Raw genomic sequence first — 18,474 nt, forward strand, 5'->3', positions numbered from 1 at the left:
TCAGCGAGACTCCCACCAGGCCTTTCGGCCAGAGTCGCGAGGCAGGTCGACCTTCCGGCTCTGCCCGCGGCCGTCGCGATCCAGGGTCAGGAGGCGCAGGTCGCCGGCGGGATCGGCCTGGAACAGCGCTCCACTCGACTGCTGCCCCCCGTCATCGTTCGACAGATCGCCCTTGGGCAAGCGCCCGGCCGGCCCCTCCCCACTGCCGAGATCCAGCACGACTGCAGAATGAATGAGGGGATTGCTGCAGGGGTCCTCCGCCAGCGCAACCAGGTTGAACAGCACCCATTTACCGTCGCGTATCTGCGCCTGTTCGATGCTGCGCGAACCGTCGGCCGGCAGGTCCAGATACCAGCCACGAACGGCGTCCACGTCGACACTCGCCCCCGCCGGCCGAAGGTCGGGCCGTCCAGCAAATGCCTGCCCGTCATCCAGCACGCCGTACAGGCTGTCGATCTTCCCTGAAGGTTCATCGTCGCCCACCCGGTAGAAACGACCGCTGCCGAACAGCACACGCACCTGCCCGCTGCGGTCCAGCGCGGCCGCCACCGGTGCGCTGATCGCCTGTGGGCTGCCATCCGGCGCCAGAGCGCGGAACAGCGGCTTGCCGCCCAGTGACGACGGAATCGCAGAGTCGCCGCCCGCTTCTCCCGACAGGTCCACACGCCAGAGATTGCCAAGGCTGTCCCCCACGTAGAGGCGATTGGCGGTGACATCGCCCCGGCTGCTGATCGCCGTCACCGCCCCGAGATCGCCGGCGTCCGGCAGATGAATGCGCTTGAGCACATGACCATCCTCGGCATCGAGCAACCAGATGTCCCCGCCGCGTTTTTCCGGGTCCCTGGCACCCGAGGACAACGCCACCACGAACTTGCCCGACCCCAGGGCCATGAGCGTTGGCCGCCCCAGCGTGTAGCCAAGGTCGGGATGGCTGAATTCCCAGAGCACACTGCCTGGGCGCACGCTCTCGGGGTCGGTGACGTCCAGCGCGAACAGGCTGTTGCCGCCAGCGCCCAGGCCTCCCACCAGTAGCGTCCGCCATTGCCCGCCGATCCAGGCGTTGCCAACCGTGGGCGAACCATCGACGTAGTAGCGATGGGTGTAGCCAGCGTCGGCCAACTCGCGCAGATGCCCCAGTACCGCCGCTGGCACGTAGGCAAACAGCTCCCGCCCATCACGCGCATCGAACCCATGCAGCATGCCGTCATTGGCGCCCACCGCCACCAGCGGCGCACGCTTCTGATAAAGCGCACTGGTGAGAAACTCTCGGTAGCTGCTGCCCAGCGGCTTGGGCAGCTCGTCGTAGGGCTGAGGGTCGTGCCAGGAGTAGACCGGCCGTGATCCGACGATATCGCCGAGCCGGCTGGCGCGCTGGCGGAACGACGAGGCGCTGCCCGGCTCGCGGTGCTCCAGCAGTCGGGAACCACGCAGGTAGTCCATCAGCACGTGCCCCTGCTCAACACTCAGGTTGCGACGTTGCTCGTCGTCCAAGGCGCTCCAGATGAAAGGCACACCTTCGCGGGCAACCTGCGATCCATCCGCAGCCGCGCTGGCAAGCCGCACGGACAGGAGATTTCGCCCCGCCAGTTGTACCTCGCTCAATTCATCCAGCTTTCGCGCGGCCGACCATTGCGGCTGCCGCTCGCCCTCGCGCCACAGCTGAAGATCGCCACTCCAGCGGCGTCCTTCCAATACTGTGCTGAACCACTCATTCGATTGCGGGCCCGCGCTGAAGTTACCGACGCTCACTGGATCATCGCCAGCCACGCGAGCAAATGCCTGCTTCAGCTCATCGCGCAGCTTGTCGGGTTCGGCGAGCCGCAGCAGGTTGGCGGGCCAGCCATCCACCCCCTTCCATCGGCTTTCCGGCAGTGGCGAGCCAAGCACAGGCGAGTAGCTACGCGGGACAGCGAAGCCGCCGTACAGGGCCGTCAGCCAGAGCGCACTACCCTGCCCGGTCACTTCCTGGGGAGTCGCCAGCCAGTGGGTGGAGGCGCTTTGCCGGCCTGGCAGGTCCGGGCGCAGATCGCGCACATGGGCGTCATAGGCCAGGCCTGCCAACGCAAGCGAGGCGTCGGAGCCTGCGCCACCCTGCATGGCCTCCACCTGCCGCGCCGCCCGGGCCACGTCCGGATCACCAAGGCGCAGCAGACTCGCGCCTGCCTCGCCAACGCCCGCGCCGCCGAGCCCAAGCAGGGCATTGCGCTGGCAGGCGTTGGTGAGCGGGTCACGCCAGTGGGCCGAGCCTCCGTCACCGTCCTGATGACGCAGATAGCGAATGGCAGCATGGAGCAACTCGCCCACATCATCGGACGACCTCGGCTTGGCCTCGTCGAAACGGTTGAGAGAGACCATCACACTGGCCGGCCGATCGATGAATACGCCGGTCTGCGCCGACCATTCCTCCTGCGGATTATCCCGCCCATCGTCCAACCTGGGCCCGACAAACTTCTGCGGTGCGCGTAGCACCACGCCCTCACCCAGCTCCGACCGGCCGAAGACGCTGAAGCGCAAGCGCTCGGAGTACTGCTGCAGCAGCCCCTCGGGCTTGTAGTGCTCGCCGTAGCGCTGGCAGTTGCGCTCCAGTTGACCGGCAACGCAGACCTGCACGCGCACCGCCAACCGGTAGGACGCCGCCGGCAACAGCGGCTCGCCGGGCACAAACTCCTGCGGCTCACCGGGAAAGTCCGAGCTGCGACTGAGCAACAGGCTACGTCCCTGCCCCGCAATGCGCAGATGAAGCGCTGTACCAGAGAATGGCGTGGCGCTCGCGACAGCGTTCGGCGGCAAGGCGCGATCCGCAAAAGCCTCGCCCTGCTCCAGGCTCAAGCCTTTCTGCAGCAGCGTCTGTCCGATGCTGTCGACGAAGCGATCGCCCCCGGTCAGCACTGTGCGGTAGATATCGATGGCTTGCGCCGTCGCCCAGTTGAGGAAGTTGCCGCTCCAAGCTTGGCGACAGGCATGGCCCTGGGCGGGGCCGACAGGTTGGAAATAGCGGTCCGACGGGGCTTCACCGAAGCGGTAGGCATAACACTTGTCCGGGTCGAAGTAGCCGAAGTATCGCTCGCCGGCAGCGTAGGCAGGCTCCGGATTGGCCGCTGCTGCCGTCGCCGAGCTGGCCGAAGACGGCAACAGCAGGAGATTGCCCGGTGCACCGCTGGCGATCTGCAGCGGCACCTGGCTGACCGGCGCGGCCAGCACCGGGTGCGCCAGGGCAGCGCTTCCCCACAGGAGACAAACGCTTGCGAGCCTCACCGCCACCTCCTGCTTGCTGTCATCGAATGAAGTAGATGCTGCTCAACCGAACCCTGGAAACCGGTTCCCCCGAAGGCTGGCGACGCACGCCAAAGCCGATGGCGCGTACCTCGATGGCCACCCCACTGGCCGAACCACCTTTGCCCACTTCCAGCCCTTCGTTGCCCAGCCAGCGGAGGAACCGCAACTGGTAAACCGGCGCCGCGGCCATCTGCGCAAAGCCACTCACGCTGCCGTCGGCGCCATAGGCAGACGCCTCGGCGTCGCTACGCTGATGAATGTCCCGCGCCGCCAACTCCCCCGCGCTCAGTGCCGCTTCTGCCGACTGGAACGCCATCTGCCGGTCGCGCAGGTTGCCGGCCATCCGCTCCTCCAACTGCTCCATGCGCATGCCCGCAAGGCCAATAAGGGTGAGCAGCAGCAACATGACCAGTGCGACCAGCAGCACCGCCCCGCGCTCGGATTCACCACGCATCGGCGTCCTCCCCTTCATGGCAACGGATTGCGCAGCGCGACGGTGCTGCCCATCACCAGCCGCAGTCTTCGCTCCGCGTCCGGCGCCAGAGTCCGGCCGTCGAACTCCATCGCCTTCGGTGCCTCGTCCACGTCACGGGTCTGGCTTTGCAGCAACAGGCTGATGCGCACCGTGCGCACGCGGCGCCAGTCGCTGGCGGTCATTTCCCGCGCCGCCTTGTAGGCCGCCACCACGTCCCGGCCTGCCTCCGCCACGCCATAGCGCAAGCTCATCCCGGCGACACCATTCACCAGTTCATCGGTATTGGATTTGATTGAGGTTTCGCTGTTGTCGGTGACGAACAATCCCGACGTCCCATCATCGTTCCGGCGTACCCAGTAGATGGCGTAGCGGTACCGATAGACCCGTGTCGCCGACGCCAGGAAGTGCTCCAGCGAGCGATCCGCCAGCAGGCTCGTGGCATTCCCGGCGTTGCGCAGCAGCAGGCAGGACTGTTGATCACCGAGCAGATAGAACGCCCCTGCAACGGCGCCGCTTGCTGCGAGAGTCAGGCGATTACCGACAATCGACTTCGCTTCGAGGACCGGCTCCGAGGCATAGCGCAGCAGCACCGCATCGGTATTGGCCAGCCGCCCGGACGGTAACCAGGACACCGCCGACATACCCGTGCCGTAACCCTCGATGCCGGACTTCTCCAGCGCGTATTGCGCGGTATCCATTCCCGAAGCATTGGCCAGCCCGCCCGGGCAGGCTCCGATGAAACCAGTGTTGCGCAGATCCTGCGCCATGGCCTCCAGCGCGAAGCGTCCGCTCTCCTGCAGTTCGGCCAGGGCATTGCCGGCCTGATAGCTGCGCTTGCTGCCCAGAACGATCTCGATGACACCCGCCAGGAGCAACAGGCTGAGCGCCATGGCGACCAGCAGCTCAACCAGCGACAAGCCGCGCTGGCGCATGTCACAACCCGACCTGGTAGGTGAAGGTCTCCCAGTCGTCGCCGGACGCCGCCAAGTGAGCACGGGCACGTCGGTCACTCCAGCGCACGGCGATCACTGCGCTGAACAGATCGCCCCGGCGGACTACCTGCACCGAGCCGCTGCCCGTACCCCCGAGCGCCGTGCAAACGTTGCTCTGCCAGAGGCCGAGGTCGAGTTGAGCCCGTGTCGAGCCACCGCCTTTCGGGCATCCAGCGGCCACGTCGGCGAAGTTCGTGTCGTAGTCGCCTGCGCGGGCGGCGTCCGGATTGGCGCGCAACAGATCGGCCATATCGCCGGCCAGCCAGGAGGCATGGGAACGCTGCAACGAGCTGTAGCCGGCGGCGATGCAGACGTTCTGCAGACCTGCCAGCCCCAGCAATCCGATGCCGAGGATGAGCACCGAGACCAGCACTTCCACCAGGGTGAATCCTTCGCTCCGCTTGCCGCCGTCCATGCCCGTCGCCTCGCCTGTGAGGAGTGAGCCTCAAGGGTGCAGGGCACAACGCGGGGCGGTCAGCCAGACATTGGCTGGGAGATGGAAGGGAAAAATCCGCCAGCCGCCACCGAACAACCAGCGGAGTAGGAAAGTGGCCAAGCGCGCTCGCGGCCTCGCTGTGAGCGCTACCAACAAACCTGGCTACTGCGGCATGCGCCGCAAGTGCTGCTGCAGGCGAGTGAGGAAGCCCACTTCGTAGGCCGTCTTGTCCACCGGCGTGGAGTGCGTGATGCGGCCACGGATGTAGCTGGTCCAGAGATAGGCGTGGCCCTGGCCGTTCAGCCATTGCTCCACCCAGCGAATACCATCGTCCAGTGCGGGCTGTGCATCCTTGGGCCAGATCAGCGGCAAGCCGAGCTGGTCGTCGATGGGCGGTACGTCACCGGTGAAGGCGCCGGTCGGCAGGTCTGATTCGGGGTCGAGGGTGTTGTCTGAAGACATTTGCGTAACTCCGACGTTTAGGAAGAAAGCTGCCGCTTCGCTGTCAATCGAAGGGAGGCAGACCACGCGGGGTTGACAGACCGGACGTCGGGCCGGCAGACCCCACGAGGAGGTCTCCCCGCGCGATCTGCCATAGCGTCTTCAACCAAAAACTCGGGTCGAAGCAGGGCCTGCAAAAGCGTTCGCCGCTTTCGCATGCACCTGTGTTGGCGCAATCGCGCCGACGTTCCGGGCTGTCAAACCCGATCACGGATATGCCGTGACGGGCGCAGCATAGGGTCTGCCTCGCGAGCCGGCAACAACAGGTGCTCGCGCACGGGTGGTATCGGCTGCATTTGCCAGGAGTTGAGGGGCGAGGGCGACCGGTACGCGGCGATTGCAGGTCTGATGATTGGTCGCACAAGGGTTGCGGAGCGGTCTGATTGGCCGCACTTGTCCGAACTGTTGGGATGAGCGCTTTCCATAGGGCTGGGAGGCCTGAACATGGACAGCGCGCCGCTCCTGATCTTCGACCATAGCCGGCACACCCTCACCGTGGACGGCCAGAGCGCCCTGCTGGACGTGTTGGTCTTTTCCGGCACCGAGGCTCTCAGCGAAACCTTCAGCTACGCCATCGAAGTCACCAGCCCCAACTTCGACATCGCCGCCGATACGATGCTCGGCAAGGACGCCAGCTTCAGCCTGCACGCCGCGCCGCCCTCGGTGACCATTCGTGGTTTCACGCCGTCGCCGGTCGCGCCGCTGCGTACCCTGCATGGAGTCATAACCCGTTTCAGAAGGCTCTCGGCATCGCGCGATGAAGCACGCTACGAACTGACCCTTGAACCGCGTCTGGCCCTGCTCGACAAAGGCTGTCAGTACCGCATCTACCAGAACCAGAGCGTGCCCGAAGTGGTGGAAGCCATCCTGCGCCGGCATGGCCTGCGCGGGCAGGATTTCCTCATCGAGCTCGGCAGGACGTACAAGCAGCATGAGCAATTGCTGCAGTACGGCGAGACGGACCTGGCCTACATCAAGCGCCTGTGCGCCGAGCGGGGCATCTGGTTCAGCTTCAGCATGGATGCGCGCCTGAAGATCGACGTCGTCGAGTTTCATGACTCGCCCATGCACTACCAGCGCGACCTTACGCTACCGCTACGCCCCCTGAGCGGCCTGGAAACCACCGGCCAGGATGCCGTGTGGGACCTGCAAGCCAGCCACCAGGTCGTCCAGCAACTGGTCAGCACCCGTGCCTACTACTCTCGCGACGCCGGCGCCAACCTCGACGGTCAGGCCGACCTCACCCATGGCGCCACCACCACCTACGGCGAGGCCTACCACTACGCCGACGAGCCTTACCAAACCCTTGGCGATCCCCTCGCTCGCGGCGACGAAGAAGGTCATGCCGAAAGCGGCGTGTTCTACGCGCAGCTGGCCCACGAACGCTACCTGAACGACCAACTCCGCCTCGACGGCGCCAGCAGCAGCGCCGCCTTGGCCCCCGGCCACGTGCTCAAGGTTAAAGGCGGCGCTCCCGCCGCGTTCAGCGAAGGCGCGCTGATCGTACGTACCCATTGCACCGCCGCCCGCGATCGCAGCTTCGAAGTGCACTTCGAAGCCATCCCTGACGGCAACATCGCCTTCCGCCCAGCAGTACCGGCCAAGCCGCGCATCGCCGGCACTGTCCCGGCGCGCGTCACCAGCCCGCAGCGGAACGACCCCTACAGCGACATCGATGGAGAAGGGCGCTACCGCGTCAACTTCCTGTTCGACCGCGACACCTGGCCCGCCGGCCGCGAAAGCATGTGGCTACGCCTGGCACGACCATACGCCGGCGATACCTATGGTCTGCACCTGCCGCTGCTGGCTGGCACCGAAGTGGCCGTGGCATTCGAACAGGGCGATCCTGATCGGCCGTTTATCGCTCACGCCCTGCACACGGACCTGCAGCCCGACCACGTCACCATCCAGAACTACAAGCGCAACGTCCTGCGCACGCCGGCCAACAACAAGCTGCGGCTGGACGACACACGCGGCCAGGAGCACATCAAGCTCGGCACGGAATACAGCGGCAAGAGCCAACTCAACCTCGGCTACCTAGTGGATGCCAAACGGCAGAAGCGCGGCGAAGGCTTCGAACTGCGCACCGACGGCTGGGGTGCGGTGCGCGCCGGCAAGGGCCTGTTCATCAGCGCCGACGCGCAGCCCGGTGCCCAAGGCCAGAGCCTGGACATGCAGGCAGCCCTGCGGGAGCTGCAGGAATCCTTCGAACAACTGCGCAACATGGCCCGCGACGCCGCCCTCGCCATCGTCGACGCGCCGGACCTCTACGCTCCCGAACAACTCAAGGGTGCCCTCGATCTGCTCCAGCAACCCGGCATCCTCGCCAGCGCCCCGGACGGCATCGCCCTCACCAGCGGCCAACACCTGCAGATTGCCGCCGCGCGGAACCTCATCGCCACCGCCAGCGGCAGCATGGACGTCAGCGTGGTCAGGCGCTTCACGGCCGCCGTTGGTCAGAACATCAGCGTCTTTGTGCGCAAGCTGGGCATGAAGCTCTTCGCCAACCAGGGCCCGGTGAGCATCCAGGCGCAGAACGACCGCATGGAACTGCTCGCCCGCAAGGCCGTGGATATCGTCAGCACCGAGAGCGAAATCCGCATCAGCGCCAAGAAGAAAATCATCATCAATGCCGGCGGCAGCTACATCCGCATGGACGCCTGTGGCATCGAGTACGGCACCCAGGGCGACCATCTGATCAAGTCGGCGCATTTCGACATGCGCGGGCCGGCCAATCTAGACGCAGCGCTACAAATTCTGCCCCCCATCAGCAGCGGGAAGTATCGCGGAGTTCTTGCTCTGATTGATCAGCATAAGAAGCCGATTCCCGACCGGTTCTACAAAGTTGTCAGTCCATCTGGATTGGTTCTGGCGTCGGGCGTAACCGACCAGAGCGGAAAAAGTATCGAGGTCGTCAGTCACGAAGGCGCCAATGCAACCGCCTATATCGGCCAAGGTGGCTGGACGGTCAGCGAAGTTGAGATTTCCACGGATGATGAACACGGCTGTTGCTGAGCAATGGAGCCGAATCAAGGAGAAAGGAACAGATGCATATTCATCCATGCAGTGCGCATATCCATTTCAGTTCGATCGGCACCCCAATCGCTGGCTTGGGATATCGATTCACTCTGCGTTCCGGAAAGATCATCCGAGGTAAATCCGACGAGGAAGGTTTTTCAATAGGGCTGTTGAGCAAAGAAGCGGCCACGCACCATTCCTACAAGATGATATGGCTAGTCCCCGAAGACCAGATAGGCCAACCCATTGCTCTGGATATCTGCCGAGATGATGGCAGCTGGAAACGAATTGGTGAGTTCAAGCTGGAGGATGGAAAGCAAAAGCAGATCAATGTTGAGGCCAACTCAATCGCCTTTCCTTTCCTTATGTCCCGCGACAGCTCCGAAGGTATCAAATGAACGAAATCACCAACCAACCACAAGCCATAGACTCATCCCAACAACCAATCGAACCACAGGTAAATACGTATGTAATTCCGACCACGCATTGGATAAAGATATATGTATCGATGAACCAACACGAGGAAAATGGGACTATCACTCAACGCGCAGCAAGCGCAATCCCTTATGTGTGGGTCAAAGAGTCAGATGACCAAGAAGGTGCTTGGATTATAATTTCTACGGGCACTACTGGCCAATCGGTAACTCACACACCGCCTGCGACCTTGCTGACTCTCAAAATAAACGGACCAGGCAGATACCGCGCCTATATAAAAGAGCCGTCATTTAACGATGAAATTGGCGATCCATACGAAATTCCATTTCACGCTCTCAGTACAGCAATAGATAGTGAGCACGCCGTGCAGCCTTGGCTTGCTGTGTCGGTGACCACCGACGCTTCTGCTGAAAACCACACAATAATCCAACAACATCCAAACGACCTAAACAGGAACGTATTAGAATATCCTCCAGCGGGATCGCAGCAAAACCTGACGCAGATACACACTCAGCAGAATTCCGCCCTGAATCTGGGCGATTACATAATAACTCGCCAGTTGTGGTCGGACGCTAGCCGAGCCTATGGCGCTCATCATCAATTAATATCTAATAGCGCATTTAGAGAAATATTGGAAGAGATTTACCAAGAGCAACTCCCGGAATCCCCACAACACGCGCTAACAGCCTCGATAGAGAATGGCACAAGAACCATAATATTTGACCCGCAATCAACTAACGGAGGGCGCAGCACCAGATCATTCTTACCAAACAATGGTCAGCCATCAATGATGATGACTGCCGGAGAAACCTTACGACGCACCTACCCTAGAACGCTGGAACTATTATTAGAGTTGATGGAGGAACTAAACATCCACTATGCACGCTCGACCGGGGCCTGGCGACCACATTTTGGATCATCTCTGCATCGCTATGCCGCATCATTAGATATCACTCACTTACGAACGCGTGTAACCACTCAAACGGGAGGAGAAGTCGAAGTAACCATACATTTCCATCGCAACACTGATCCGGACTCGAATCCTATCGGAAACCCTCCAGCAACTTCTGTCAGCAGCATCAGAAAGCGGGACTTCTCCTTAGCGGTTCATACGTATCTTGCAGAACATAAAATGGCCGGAGACCTTGGATGGCTGGGAGGGCCCTGGCAGCTCACCTACAACCAAGTAGGCCTTTTAGGAAGCACAATTTTCATAAAAACCGATGAAGTACATAAACACCATCTACATATGAGCGCACCATAAACTATAGAAACGCATCAAAATGAAGCTCAAACATCTCACATCACTCATTCTAATCTGCATATGGCAAGTTTCACTAGCCGAAAATCAAGCTGAGACCAACGAGGGGTTCTATAGCGAAGAAATGGGAATTTGGTACCAATATCCGATCCCGCCCAAAAAAACCATAGCAACACAAAACATCTTCAAGTCCCTATCCAAAGGCGACCCACTGAATGTCACATTCACAGCCCAAAAATCCTGGCCCGTCAGAGCCTTATACATTGGCGCGTCTGATGAGCTTTATGAATTTGACGAAGATGGCAACGTGCTTTACGACGGGGACTACCAGATAGAAAAAGACGCAACAGGAAAGACATCGAAATACCTGAGGCAGGTCCTGATAAACGGTAGCCCGTTGTGGATTGGAGCGACGGTATTCAACATCATAAGCAGCGATCGCAATGAAAGTGAAAACGCTTGGAGCTCCACTTATCCAAACGGTCTAATTAAGGGAACTAATGGCGGCTATTGCCCTGCCCGACCCGCCAAAAAAGAAAGAGAATTAAACATGGATAGATTTTGGCTGGACGGTGACTGTGACAATGCAGTTAGCTTAAGAGGAGGAAGAGCCAAATATTTCACCTACCCAGGATTCGAAGGAATAAAAGATCCATATTTCTACTGGGCAATACAGTACTTCGACGAGCCTAAATCACCATTCCCAAGCCCAGGAGAGGGGTGCAGGCTATACTGCGAGAATTAAAATATTTAGAAAATGGGACAAATTTATTTTTCCCACCCCAAACCATGTATGGACTCAGGGTTAGCGCACCCAAAAATAAACCCACCCCTTTCCCCCATTAAAAATCGACAGCCTTATATTCCCTTCATCTCGAATGGAAGCAATAAAAAAGCACTCACCATTGAACGAAAAAACATCACTCGCACTAAAAGTAAAACATCAAAAAAAACAGATCAAAAAAGGATATACACATGGACAAGGCATTCCAACTCCTGGCGATATTAATTCCAAATGCAAACGAATCAAAAGACTCCACAGCAGGACAGTGGATACTTTTAGCATTACTAATACCCCTGGGGTTTTCCTGGCTCTTTGGAAAGATTCCTGGATTCATCGACGGTTGGGGAAAGGTCTCACGCAGACGAGTTTTATCAAGGAAAGCGCTTCAAGAAAGTATTGGTCAGTCCTCCGCCCTTTACGACTACCTCCAGCAATTGATCGAGACTGAATCTTTCCACGTTGCAACAAATATAAAAGTACCCTGGAGAACCGTTATTGCCCTCGGACATCTGTGCCAACACGGGCTCCTACCACATAACGGACTAAAAAACATGGCAAACTATATTAGCCCAGAAGACGACGGCAGCATAAAATTTATCAACAGCCCCGGGCCCTTGCCAACATTGAGATTCCTCTTAACTATGCATGGCTTTCCTATGGACTTGGATCAATATCATGGATTTTACTTTTCGCCACCTTCGGAGCCTGGGGCTACCCGTTAGGTTTTGCCTCATTCTTCATCTTCACAATTGTCGCCATCTTTATCACAGAAAATGAGAAGGCACTCCGAGCAAGGAAACTTGAAGCGGACCTTTGCAAATATGAACTACCTATTTGCGAAGCCCTGATTCGCCGCACTCGAACACTAATGAGTGAAGCCGAGCCAACAAGGGAATAACCAAAATATCAAAAGATTATGCTGCACGCCCATCGCTCCCTGAGCAGAAAGCAAAACAAACTCTCGCCAGGAAAAGAAAAGGCCGCCTCGCGGCGGCCTTTGCAGGAGCGGGAGCCGTCAGCCGTTCGCCGACTGCTGGACGATCACCGTCTGCGCCGGCATCGGCGCCGGGAAGTCGGTGCCCAGGGCTTCCTTGATGGTGCGGTTGGTGTCGAAGTAGACCTGCCAGTAGTTGTCATTGTGGCAATACGGCCGTACGGCGAGCACCGGGCCGACGAGGTTGAACTCGAGGATCTCCACATCCACCGGCGGGTCGCTCAGCACGTTGGGGATGGCCGCGACGCGTTGCTTGAGCACGGCGACAGCCGCCGCATAGTCAGCGGCACCGGAGAGCTGCGCCTTGAGCTCCACGCGGCGGTACGGGTTGTGGGTGTAGTTCTGGATGGTGTCGCTGAAGATCTTGTTGTTGCCCACCAGGGTCAGGACGTTGTCCGGGGTGTTGATGGCGGTGGCGAACAGGCCGATCTCCTTCACGGTGCCGGTCACGCCGCCAGCGGTGACGAAATCACCGACCTTGAACGGCCGCAGCACGATGATGAAACCGCCCGCCGCGAGGTTCGCCAGCAAGCCGGACCAGGCCATGCCGATGGCCAGGCCGATGGCAGCGATCAGCGCGGCGAGGCTGGTGGTCTGCACGCCGAAATAGCCGAGGATGCCGACGACCAGGAGGATGTTCAGGGTGACGGTGATGAAGGAGCCCACATAACGCAGGACCGTCGGGTCGACACTCTGTCGAGCCAGGGCCTTTTCCACCAGTCCGACCGCGAAGCTGATCAACCAGCGGCCGAGCACCCAGAAGAGAATGGCGACGAGAATCTTTACACCGAAAGCGAGCGCGTACTGCGAAACCGTCGCCCACAGTGCGTTGATCTTCTCCGTACCCACATTGATGATGTTCGTATCGTCCATGGAAGCGCACCTGCGAGAGAAAGGGACCAGATGAACGCTAGCACGGCCCCAGCCGTTTGCTCGTCGCAGTGCTCAGCCCAGAGCCCTGGCGGGCTCCGGGCATCATTCCACTAGCAGTCGCCGGGTAGCGAGGCGATCCAGTGGTTGAGCATTTCCAACCCTTCGCGGTGCACCAGCGTGCGGCCCAGTTCGGGCATCATGTCGCCCGGTTTGTCGCTGCCGACGCGGTAGCTCAGTACGGATTTTTCCGGGCTGCCGGGGTGGATGTCCTCAAGCCGCCCACCGGTACCGCCGCCTGCTGCCACCGGCGGTTTGCAGAGGCCATAGGCAATGGAGACCGGGGTGTGCGGATCAAGGTGCAAACCTGAAGTGCGCGCCGCGCCCTTGGGGTTGTGGCAGTGCGAACAGTTGACGTCGAGGTAGCTGCGCGCCTGTTTCTCCAGGTCTTCACCGGGGCGCGGATGGCCCCACAGGGCGTTCTGCGGCACCTGCGCCAGCGCCGGCAAGCCCTTGAGGAAGCCGCGCGCCTGCCAGTGCTGCAACTGGTTGTCGCTACCCTCGGCGTAGGCAAAGTCCTTGTTCAGGTGCCGCGCCTTGGGCCCCAGCGGCGCGATGCCGCCGCCCTTCTGCTCGGCGTGGCATTCGGAGCACTGGTTGGCGTCCGGGACCATGTAGGTGAAGGCGGTCTTCGTGCCGTCCTCGGCGGTCAGCTCCAGCGCGGGACTGTCGCCGGCGACCTCCAGGGTCGCTTCGCTCTGGTCGGCATTCCACACGTAGGGCAGCGCCGCCCACCCGTCCTTCTGCCGCACCAGCACGCGGGTCTCCACCAGGTGCACCTTGGCCATGTCGAGCCCGGCCTTGGGGTCGCGGTCGTCCTGGTTGTTCCGCAGCAGGTTGCCCTGGGCGTCCTTCGGGTAATAGAAAGTCTTGGTCAGCACGGTGCCGACGGGATAGTCGAAGCGGTCCTCGGCGTACTGCGCGGACTGCCCTTCGGGCATCCACACGGTGCGCAGCTTGTGCGCGTAGTCGGTGAACAGCGAGGTATTCAGGTCATAGGGCAGTACCTCGGCAGCCGGCGTCAGGTGCCCGCCCGCCAGGTGCAGCATGCCCCAGCCACTGAGCTTTTCCGGGTAGTCGTCGCCTTCTGGCTGGTAACGCGGCTTGCTCTCCTGCCCGCACCCGGCCACCAACGTGGCCAGGGCGAGCGACAACAGGAACGAAGCAGGTTTCATCATGCCTTGTTGCCCTTCTCACCCAGCCCGGCCTGTTCGATCTTGGGCAACGGCTTGAGCTTGCACTGGTGCGAGCTGATGTCGGTGCTGATGTTCTTGTAGCCGTTGGGGCCGTCGACGTTGACGATGCCGGCGTTGCCGTTGTCGATACAGATGGCCAGGGCTTCGGGCAGCTTGCCGTCGACCAGTTTCTTCTGGTTGAAGTAGCCGTCCCAGAGGATGTCCGGCAGTCGTCCGTTGAGGCCGAACTTGGCGATCTTCAGCGCTTTCAGCTCCAGGTGGTCGGGGCTGTCGCCGCCGGGCCCAAAGGTGTTGTCGTGGATGAAGATGCCTTCGGGGTAGGGGTCGAAGTTCGGCTGCGTGGCCTTGTCCGAATAGCCGGTGCTGAAGTAGCTGCTGACGATGACGTTGGCGGTCTTGTGGTTGCCGATTCGGTTGTTGAAGATCTCGACGTCGTCGTTGGAGTTCACCACCACGCCCGAGCCCGCCGGCACGCTGGCCACCGGGGTGCCCTTGTGGCCGAAGTTCTCGTGGTTGTTGCCCTGCACGTCGTTGTCGAAGACACGGGTGCCGCGCCCTGGCTGCGGCAGGTTGGGCATGTTGAAGACGAGGATGCCGCCGGTATTGTCGGTGGCGACGTTGTTGTAGACATCGGCGCCGATGGTGTTCTCGATCTCGATGCCGGCGACATTGCGCTCGGCGCGGTTGTTGCGCACCACCACGTTGCGCGACTGGCCCACGTAGATGCCCGAGTCCGAGGCGCCGATGGCGACGTTGCCTTCGAGCAGGGTGTTCTCGGTCTGCACCGGATAGATGCCGTAGCCGCCGTTTTCGGTGGAGGCGCCGTTGGTCCACTCGGTGCGGATGTTGCGGATGACGATGTTCTTGCCGCCGATGACTTTCAGGCCGTCGCCCTTGGTGTCCTCGATGGCGAGGTTCTCCAGGGTGAAGTCGGAGGCGTCGACGAACAGCCCTTCGGCACCGGCCTTCTGGTTCTTGAAGTTGAGGATGGTCTTGTCCATTCCGGCGCCGCGGATGGTCACGCCGTCCACCTTCAGGCTGAGGCTGCGGTCCAGGTGGTAGGTACCGGCGGGAATGTCGATGACATCACCGGCCTTGGCCTTGATCAGGCGGGCCTGCAGGTCCTTCTGGAAATCGCTGCTGACGGCGGCGGTGGGCTTGTCGCCTTCGCCGCAGGCGGCCAGGGCAATGGAGAATGCGAGAAGGGAGAGGGTAGCGAGACGCATGGCGGGCTCCGGTCTTGTTTTTATCATATGGAACTATCGTACCAATTAAGCCCGAGAATACTCCTACATCCCGCGCCACGCCAGCCCTTCAGACGCATCGCACTTTGATTGATTGACGTCACTGTTTCCCCGCCACGGATCGGGATGATCGGCGCTTCCAATCCAAGGAGTGCACGGATGAGCTTCATGCCCTGGAACGACGAGTTCGTGATCGGAATCGAGCGGATCGATGAACAGCACCGCTGGCTGGTCGACCTCACCAACGCGCTGTACGACAGCCTCAACGGCCCGGATGGCGAGGGCCAGCCCATCGGTGAGCTGCTGGAGCAGTTGGTGGAATACACGATGAATCACTTCATCGTCGAGGAAGTGCTGTTCCAGCGCCTGGGCTATCCCGAGGAGGAGGCACACCGGGCCGAGCATGACCGCTTCAATCGGCAGATCATCGACCTGCTGTACCGCCACGAGGATGGCGAGGTTGTTTCAGTCGAGGCGCTGGAGCTGCTCAAGGCCTGGCTGATCCACCACATCCTGAAGGTGGACAAGGCCTACGTGAGCTTCTTCAAGCAAAAGGGCGTGACCGCTTAGCGGGCACGCCCTTTTTTACAGCACAGGCGGACGGATCAGCGCGGGATGTTCGGCTGCCGCTTGGTGGTCCGCTTCTTGCCCTTGGCGTAGCCGCTGGCCTTGCCTTCCTCGGCCTTGTTCCACGGCTTGGAGCCGTTGCTGGCCCGCGGCGGCAGGCCGGTATGCTGGGTCAGCAGCGGCTTGCCGGTCTTCTTGCTGCCGGCCGGAGTGGAGTTCTTGCGGCGCGCGCTCTGGTACTCGTCGGTCTGCGGCTGGTAGGTCGGGATCAGGTGGTGCTTGCCGTTGCCGATCAGGTCGGCGCGGCCCATGCGCTCCAGCGCTTCGCGCAGCATCGGCCAGCCCTTCGGGTCGTGGTAACGCAGGAAGGCCTTGTGCAGGCGGCGCTGCTGGTCGCTCTTGACGATAGTCACGCCGTCGCTCTTGTAGGTGACCTTGCGCAGCGGGTTCTTGCCCGAGTGGTACATGGCGGTCGCGCTGGCCATGGGCGAGGGATAGAACGCCTGCACCTGGTCCGCGCGGAAGCCGTTGCGCTTGAGCCACAGGGCGAGGTTCATCATGTCCTCGTCGGTGGTGCCCGGATGCGCCGCGATGAAGTACGGGATCAGGTACTGCTCCTTGCCCGCCTCCTTGGAGAACTTCTCGAACATGCGCTTGAAGGCGTCGTAGGTGCCGATGCCCGGCTTCATCATCTTCGACAGCGGGCCTTCCTCGGTGTGCTCCGGGGCAATCTTCAGGTAGCCACCGACGTGGTGCGTCACCAGTTCCTTCACATACTCGGGCGACTCCACGGCCAGGTCGTAGCGCAGTCCGGAAGCGATCAGGATCTTCTTCACGCCCGGCAGGGCGCGGGCCTTGCGGTACAACTCGATGAGCGAGGAGTGGTCGGTGTTGAGGTTCTCACAGATGCCCGGCCACACGCAGGACGGCTTGCGGCAGTGACGCTCGATCTCCGGGTCCTTGCAGGCGATGCGGTACATGTTGGCGGTCGGGCCGCCGAGGTCGGAGACGACGCCGGTGAAGCCCGGCACCTTCTTCATCTCCTCGATTTCGGCGAGGATCGACTCGTGGGAGCGGTTCTGGATGATCCGCCCCTCGTGCTCAGTGATCGAGCAGAAGGTGCAGCCACCGAAGCAGCCACGCATGATGTTCACCGAGAAACGGATCATCTCGTAGGCCGGGATCTTCTCCTTGCCATAGAGCGGGTGCGGCACGCGCGCATAGGGCATGCCGAACACGTAGTCCATTTCCTCGGTGCTCATCGGGATGGGCGGCGGGTTGAACCACACGTCCACCTCACCATGCTTCTGCACCAGGGCGCGGGCGTTGCCCGGGTTGGTCTCAAGGTGCAGTACGCGGTTGGCGTGGGCATAGAGCACCGCGTCGCTGCGCACCTTCTCGAACGACGGCAGGCGGATCACCGTGCGCTCGCGCTCCAGTCGCGGGTGGGCCAGCAGTTGCACGACCTTGGCTTCGTTCGGGTCTTCCTGCTCGCCCTTCTCCTGCTCGATGGCGCAGGCGGCGGTGTCCTGGGTGTTCACGTACGGGTTGATGATCTTGTCGACCTTGCCCGGACGATCGATGCGGGTGGAGTCCACCTCGAACCAGCCTTCAGGGGTGTCGCGGCGCACGAAGGCGGTGCCGCGCACGTCGGTGATCTGCTCGACCTGCTCGCCGGCCGCCAGGCGTTGGGCGATCTCCACCACGGCACGCTCGGCGTTGCCGTACAGCAGGATGTCGGCGGTGGCGTCCATCAGGATGGAGCGGCGCACCTTGTCCTGCCAGTAGTCGTAGTGGGCGATGCGGCGCAGCGAAGCCTCGATGCCGCCAAGAACTACCGGCGTGTCACTGTAGGCTTCCTTGCAGCGCTGGCTGTAGACCAGGCTGGCGCGATCCGGGCGCTTGCCGGCCAGGCCGCCCGGCGTGTAGGCATCGTCGCTGCGGATCTTCTTGTCGGCGGTGTAGCGGTTGATCATCGAGTCCATGTTGCCCGCCGCCACGCCGAAGAACAGATTCGGCTGGCCGAGCTTCATGAAGTCGTCCTTCGAGCGCCAGTCCGGCTGGGCAATGATGCCCACGCGGAAGCCCTGGGCCTCCAGCAGACGACCGATGATGGCCATGCCAAACGACGGATGGTCAACGTAGGCATCCCCGGTGACGATGATGATGTCGCAGGAATCCCAACCCAGCTGATCCATCTCTTCCTTGCTCATGGGCAGGAACGGCGCCGGGCCGAAACACTCGGCCCAGAACTTGGGATAGTCGAACAACGGCTTGGCGGCTTGCATCACGGGCACCGGGTATCTCTAAGTAGGTATCGCGGAAAAACGCGGGCGCGGAATATAGCACAAAAAGTGTACAAATC

The 18,474-nt window shown here is 61.3% G+C and carries 15 protein-coding genes; 6 read left to right on the forward strand and 9 right to left on the reverse strand.

The features are described from left to right. The 5 genes from ACNFH5_RS30065 to ACNFH5_RS30085 all read right to left on the reverse strand — a co-directional run bounded on the left by ACNFH5_RS30065 (position 1) and on the right by ACNFH5_RS30085 (position 5,641). Complete coding sequence (locus tag ACNFH5_RS30065; protein ID WP_416752515.1) at positions 1–3,255, reverse strand: pilus assembly protein; 3,255 nt, start codon at positions 3,253–3,255, stop codon at positions 1–3. Between the two features lie 19 nt (positions 3,256–3,274). Then, positions 3,275–3,730 carry a pilus assembly PilX family protein gene (locus ACNFH5_RS30070; protein ID WP_416752517.1) on the reverse strand — a complete coding sequence of 152 codons (456 nt, stop codon included), beginning with the start codon at positions 3,728–3,730 and terminating at the stop codon, positions 3,275–3,277. Positions 3,731–3,744: 14 nt separating this feature from the next. Beyond that, positions 3,745–4,683 (reverse strand): PilW family protein, encoded by a 939-nt coding sequence (locus ACNFH5_RS30075; RefSeq protein WP_416752519.1) that lies wholly within the window; start codon positions 4,681–4,683, stop codon positions 3,745–3,747. A 1-nt stretch (position 4,684) separates the two neighbouring features. Then, the gene (gene pilV, locus ACNFH5_RS30080) at positions 4,685–5,158 is read right to left on the reverse strand and encodes a type IV pilus modification protein PilV (RefSeq protein ID WP_416752521.1); all 474 of its coding nucleotides are present in this window, start codon (positions 5,156–5,158) and stop codon (positions 4,685–4,687) included. A 183-nt stretch (positions 5,159–5,341) separates the two neighbouring features. After that, positions 5,342–5,641: a LasR-specific antiactivator QslA gene (locus tag ACNFH5_RS30085; protein WP_416752523.1), complete on the reverse strand. Its 300-nt coding sequence runs from the start codon at positions 5,639–5,641 to the stop codon at positions 5,342–5,344. Positions 5,642–6,124: 483 nt separating this feature from the next. Between ACNFH5_RS30085 and ACNFH5_RS30090 the strand changes: the two genes are divergently transcribed. The 5 genes from ACNFH5_RS30090 to ACNFH5_RS30110 all read left to right on the forward strand — a co-directional run bounded on the left by ACNFH5_RS30090 (position 6,125) and on the right by ACNFH5_RS30110 (position 11,900). Next, positions 6,125–8,695 (forward strand): type VI secretion system Vgr family protein, encoded by a 2,571-nt coding sequence (locus ACNFH5_RS30090; RefSeq protein ID WP_416752525.1) that lies wholly within the window; start codon positions 6,125–6,127, stop codon positions 8,693–8,695. Between the two features lie 32 nt (positions 8,696–8,727). Next, complete coding sequence (locus tag ACNFH5_RS30095; protein WP_416752527.1) at positions 8,728–9,096, forward strand: hypothetical protein; 369 nt, start codon at positions 8,728–8,730, stop codon at positions 9,094–9,096. Continuing rightward, positions 9,093–10,397: a hypothetical protein gene (locus tag ACNFH5_RS30100; protein WP_416752529.1), complete on the forward strand. Its 1,305-nt coding sequence runs from the start codon at positions 9,093–9,095 to the stop codon at positions 10,395–10,397. Before ACNFH5_RS30095 ends, ACNFH5_RS30100 begins: the two co-directional genes overlap by 4 nt. 19 nt (positions 10,398–10,416) lie before the next feature. After that, complete coding sequence (locus ACNFH5_RS30105; RefSeq protein ID WP_416752531.1) at positions 10,417–11,139, forward strand: hypothetical protein; 723 nt, start codon at positions 10,417–10,419, stop codon at positions 11,137–11,139. Between the two features lie 230 nt (positions 11,140–11,369). After that, positions 11,370–11,900 (forward strand): hypothetical protein, encoded by a 531-nt coding sequence (locus ACNFH5_RS30110; RefSeq protein ID WP_416752533.1) that lies wholly within the window; start codon positions 11,370–11,372, stop codon positions 11,898–11,900. A gap of 293 nt (positions 11,901–12,193) precedes the next feature. On the opposite strand, the gene ACNFH5_RS30115 is transcribed toward ACNFH5_RS30110, so the two are convergent. The 3 genes from ACNFH5_RS30115 to ACNFH5_RS30125 form a co-directional block, all read right to left on the reverse strand. Then, the gene (locus ACNFH5_RS30115; RefSeq protein ID WP_416752534.1) at positions 12,194–13,045 is read right to left on the reverse strand and encodes a mechanosensitive ion channel family protein; all 852 of its coding nucleotides are present in this window, start codon (positions 13,043–13,045) and stop codon (positions 12,194–12,196) included. Positions 13,046–13,155: 110 nt separating this feature from the next. Further along, the gene (locus ACNFH5_RS30120; protein ID WP_416752536.1) at positions 13,156–14,280 is read right to left on the reverse strand and encodes an SO2930 family diheme c-type cytochrome; all 1,125 of its coding nucleotides are present in this window, start codon (positions 14,278–14,280) and stop codon (positions 13,156–13,158) included. Beyond that, on the reverse strand, positions 14,277–15,524 hold the full coding sequence (locus tag ACNFH5_RS30125) for a parallel beta-helix domain-containing protein (RefSeq protein WP_416752538.1): 1,248 nt from the start codon (positions 15,522–15,524) through the stop codon (positions 14,277–14,279). Before ACNFH5_RS30125 ends, ACNFH5_RS30120 begins: the two co-directional genes overlap by 4 nt. 177 nt (positions 15,525–15,701) lie before the next feature. Between ACNFH5_RS30125 and ACNFH5_RS30130 the strand changes: the two genes are divergently transcribed. Further along, positions 15,702–16,112, forward strand: coding sequence for a bacteriohemerythrin (locus ACNFH5_RS30130; protein ID WP_416752540.1), 411 nt, complete (start codon positions 15,702–15,704; stop codon positions 16,110–16,112). A gap of 35 nt (positions 16,113–16,147) precedes the next feature. Here ACNFH5_RS30130 and ACNFH5_RS30135 read toward each other — a convergent pair whose 3' ends face one another. Then, entirely contained in the window at positions 16,148–18,397 is a 2,250-nt protein-coding gene (locus tag ACNFH5_RS30135) for a YgiQ family radical SAM protein (protein WP_416752555.1), read from the reverse strand. Positions 18,398–18,474: the final 77 nt, after the last annotated feature.

This window comes from Pseudomonas sp. NY15435 (genome assembly GCF_048068295.1).
Taxonomy (GTDB): Bacteria; Pseudomonadota; Gammaproteobacteria; order Pseudomonadales; family Pseudomonadaceae; genus Pseudomonas.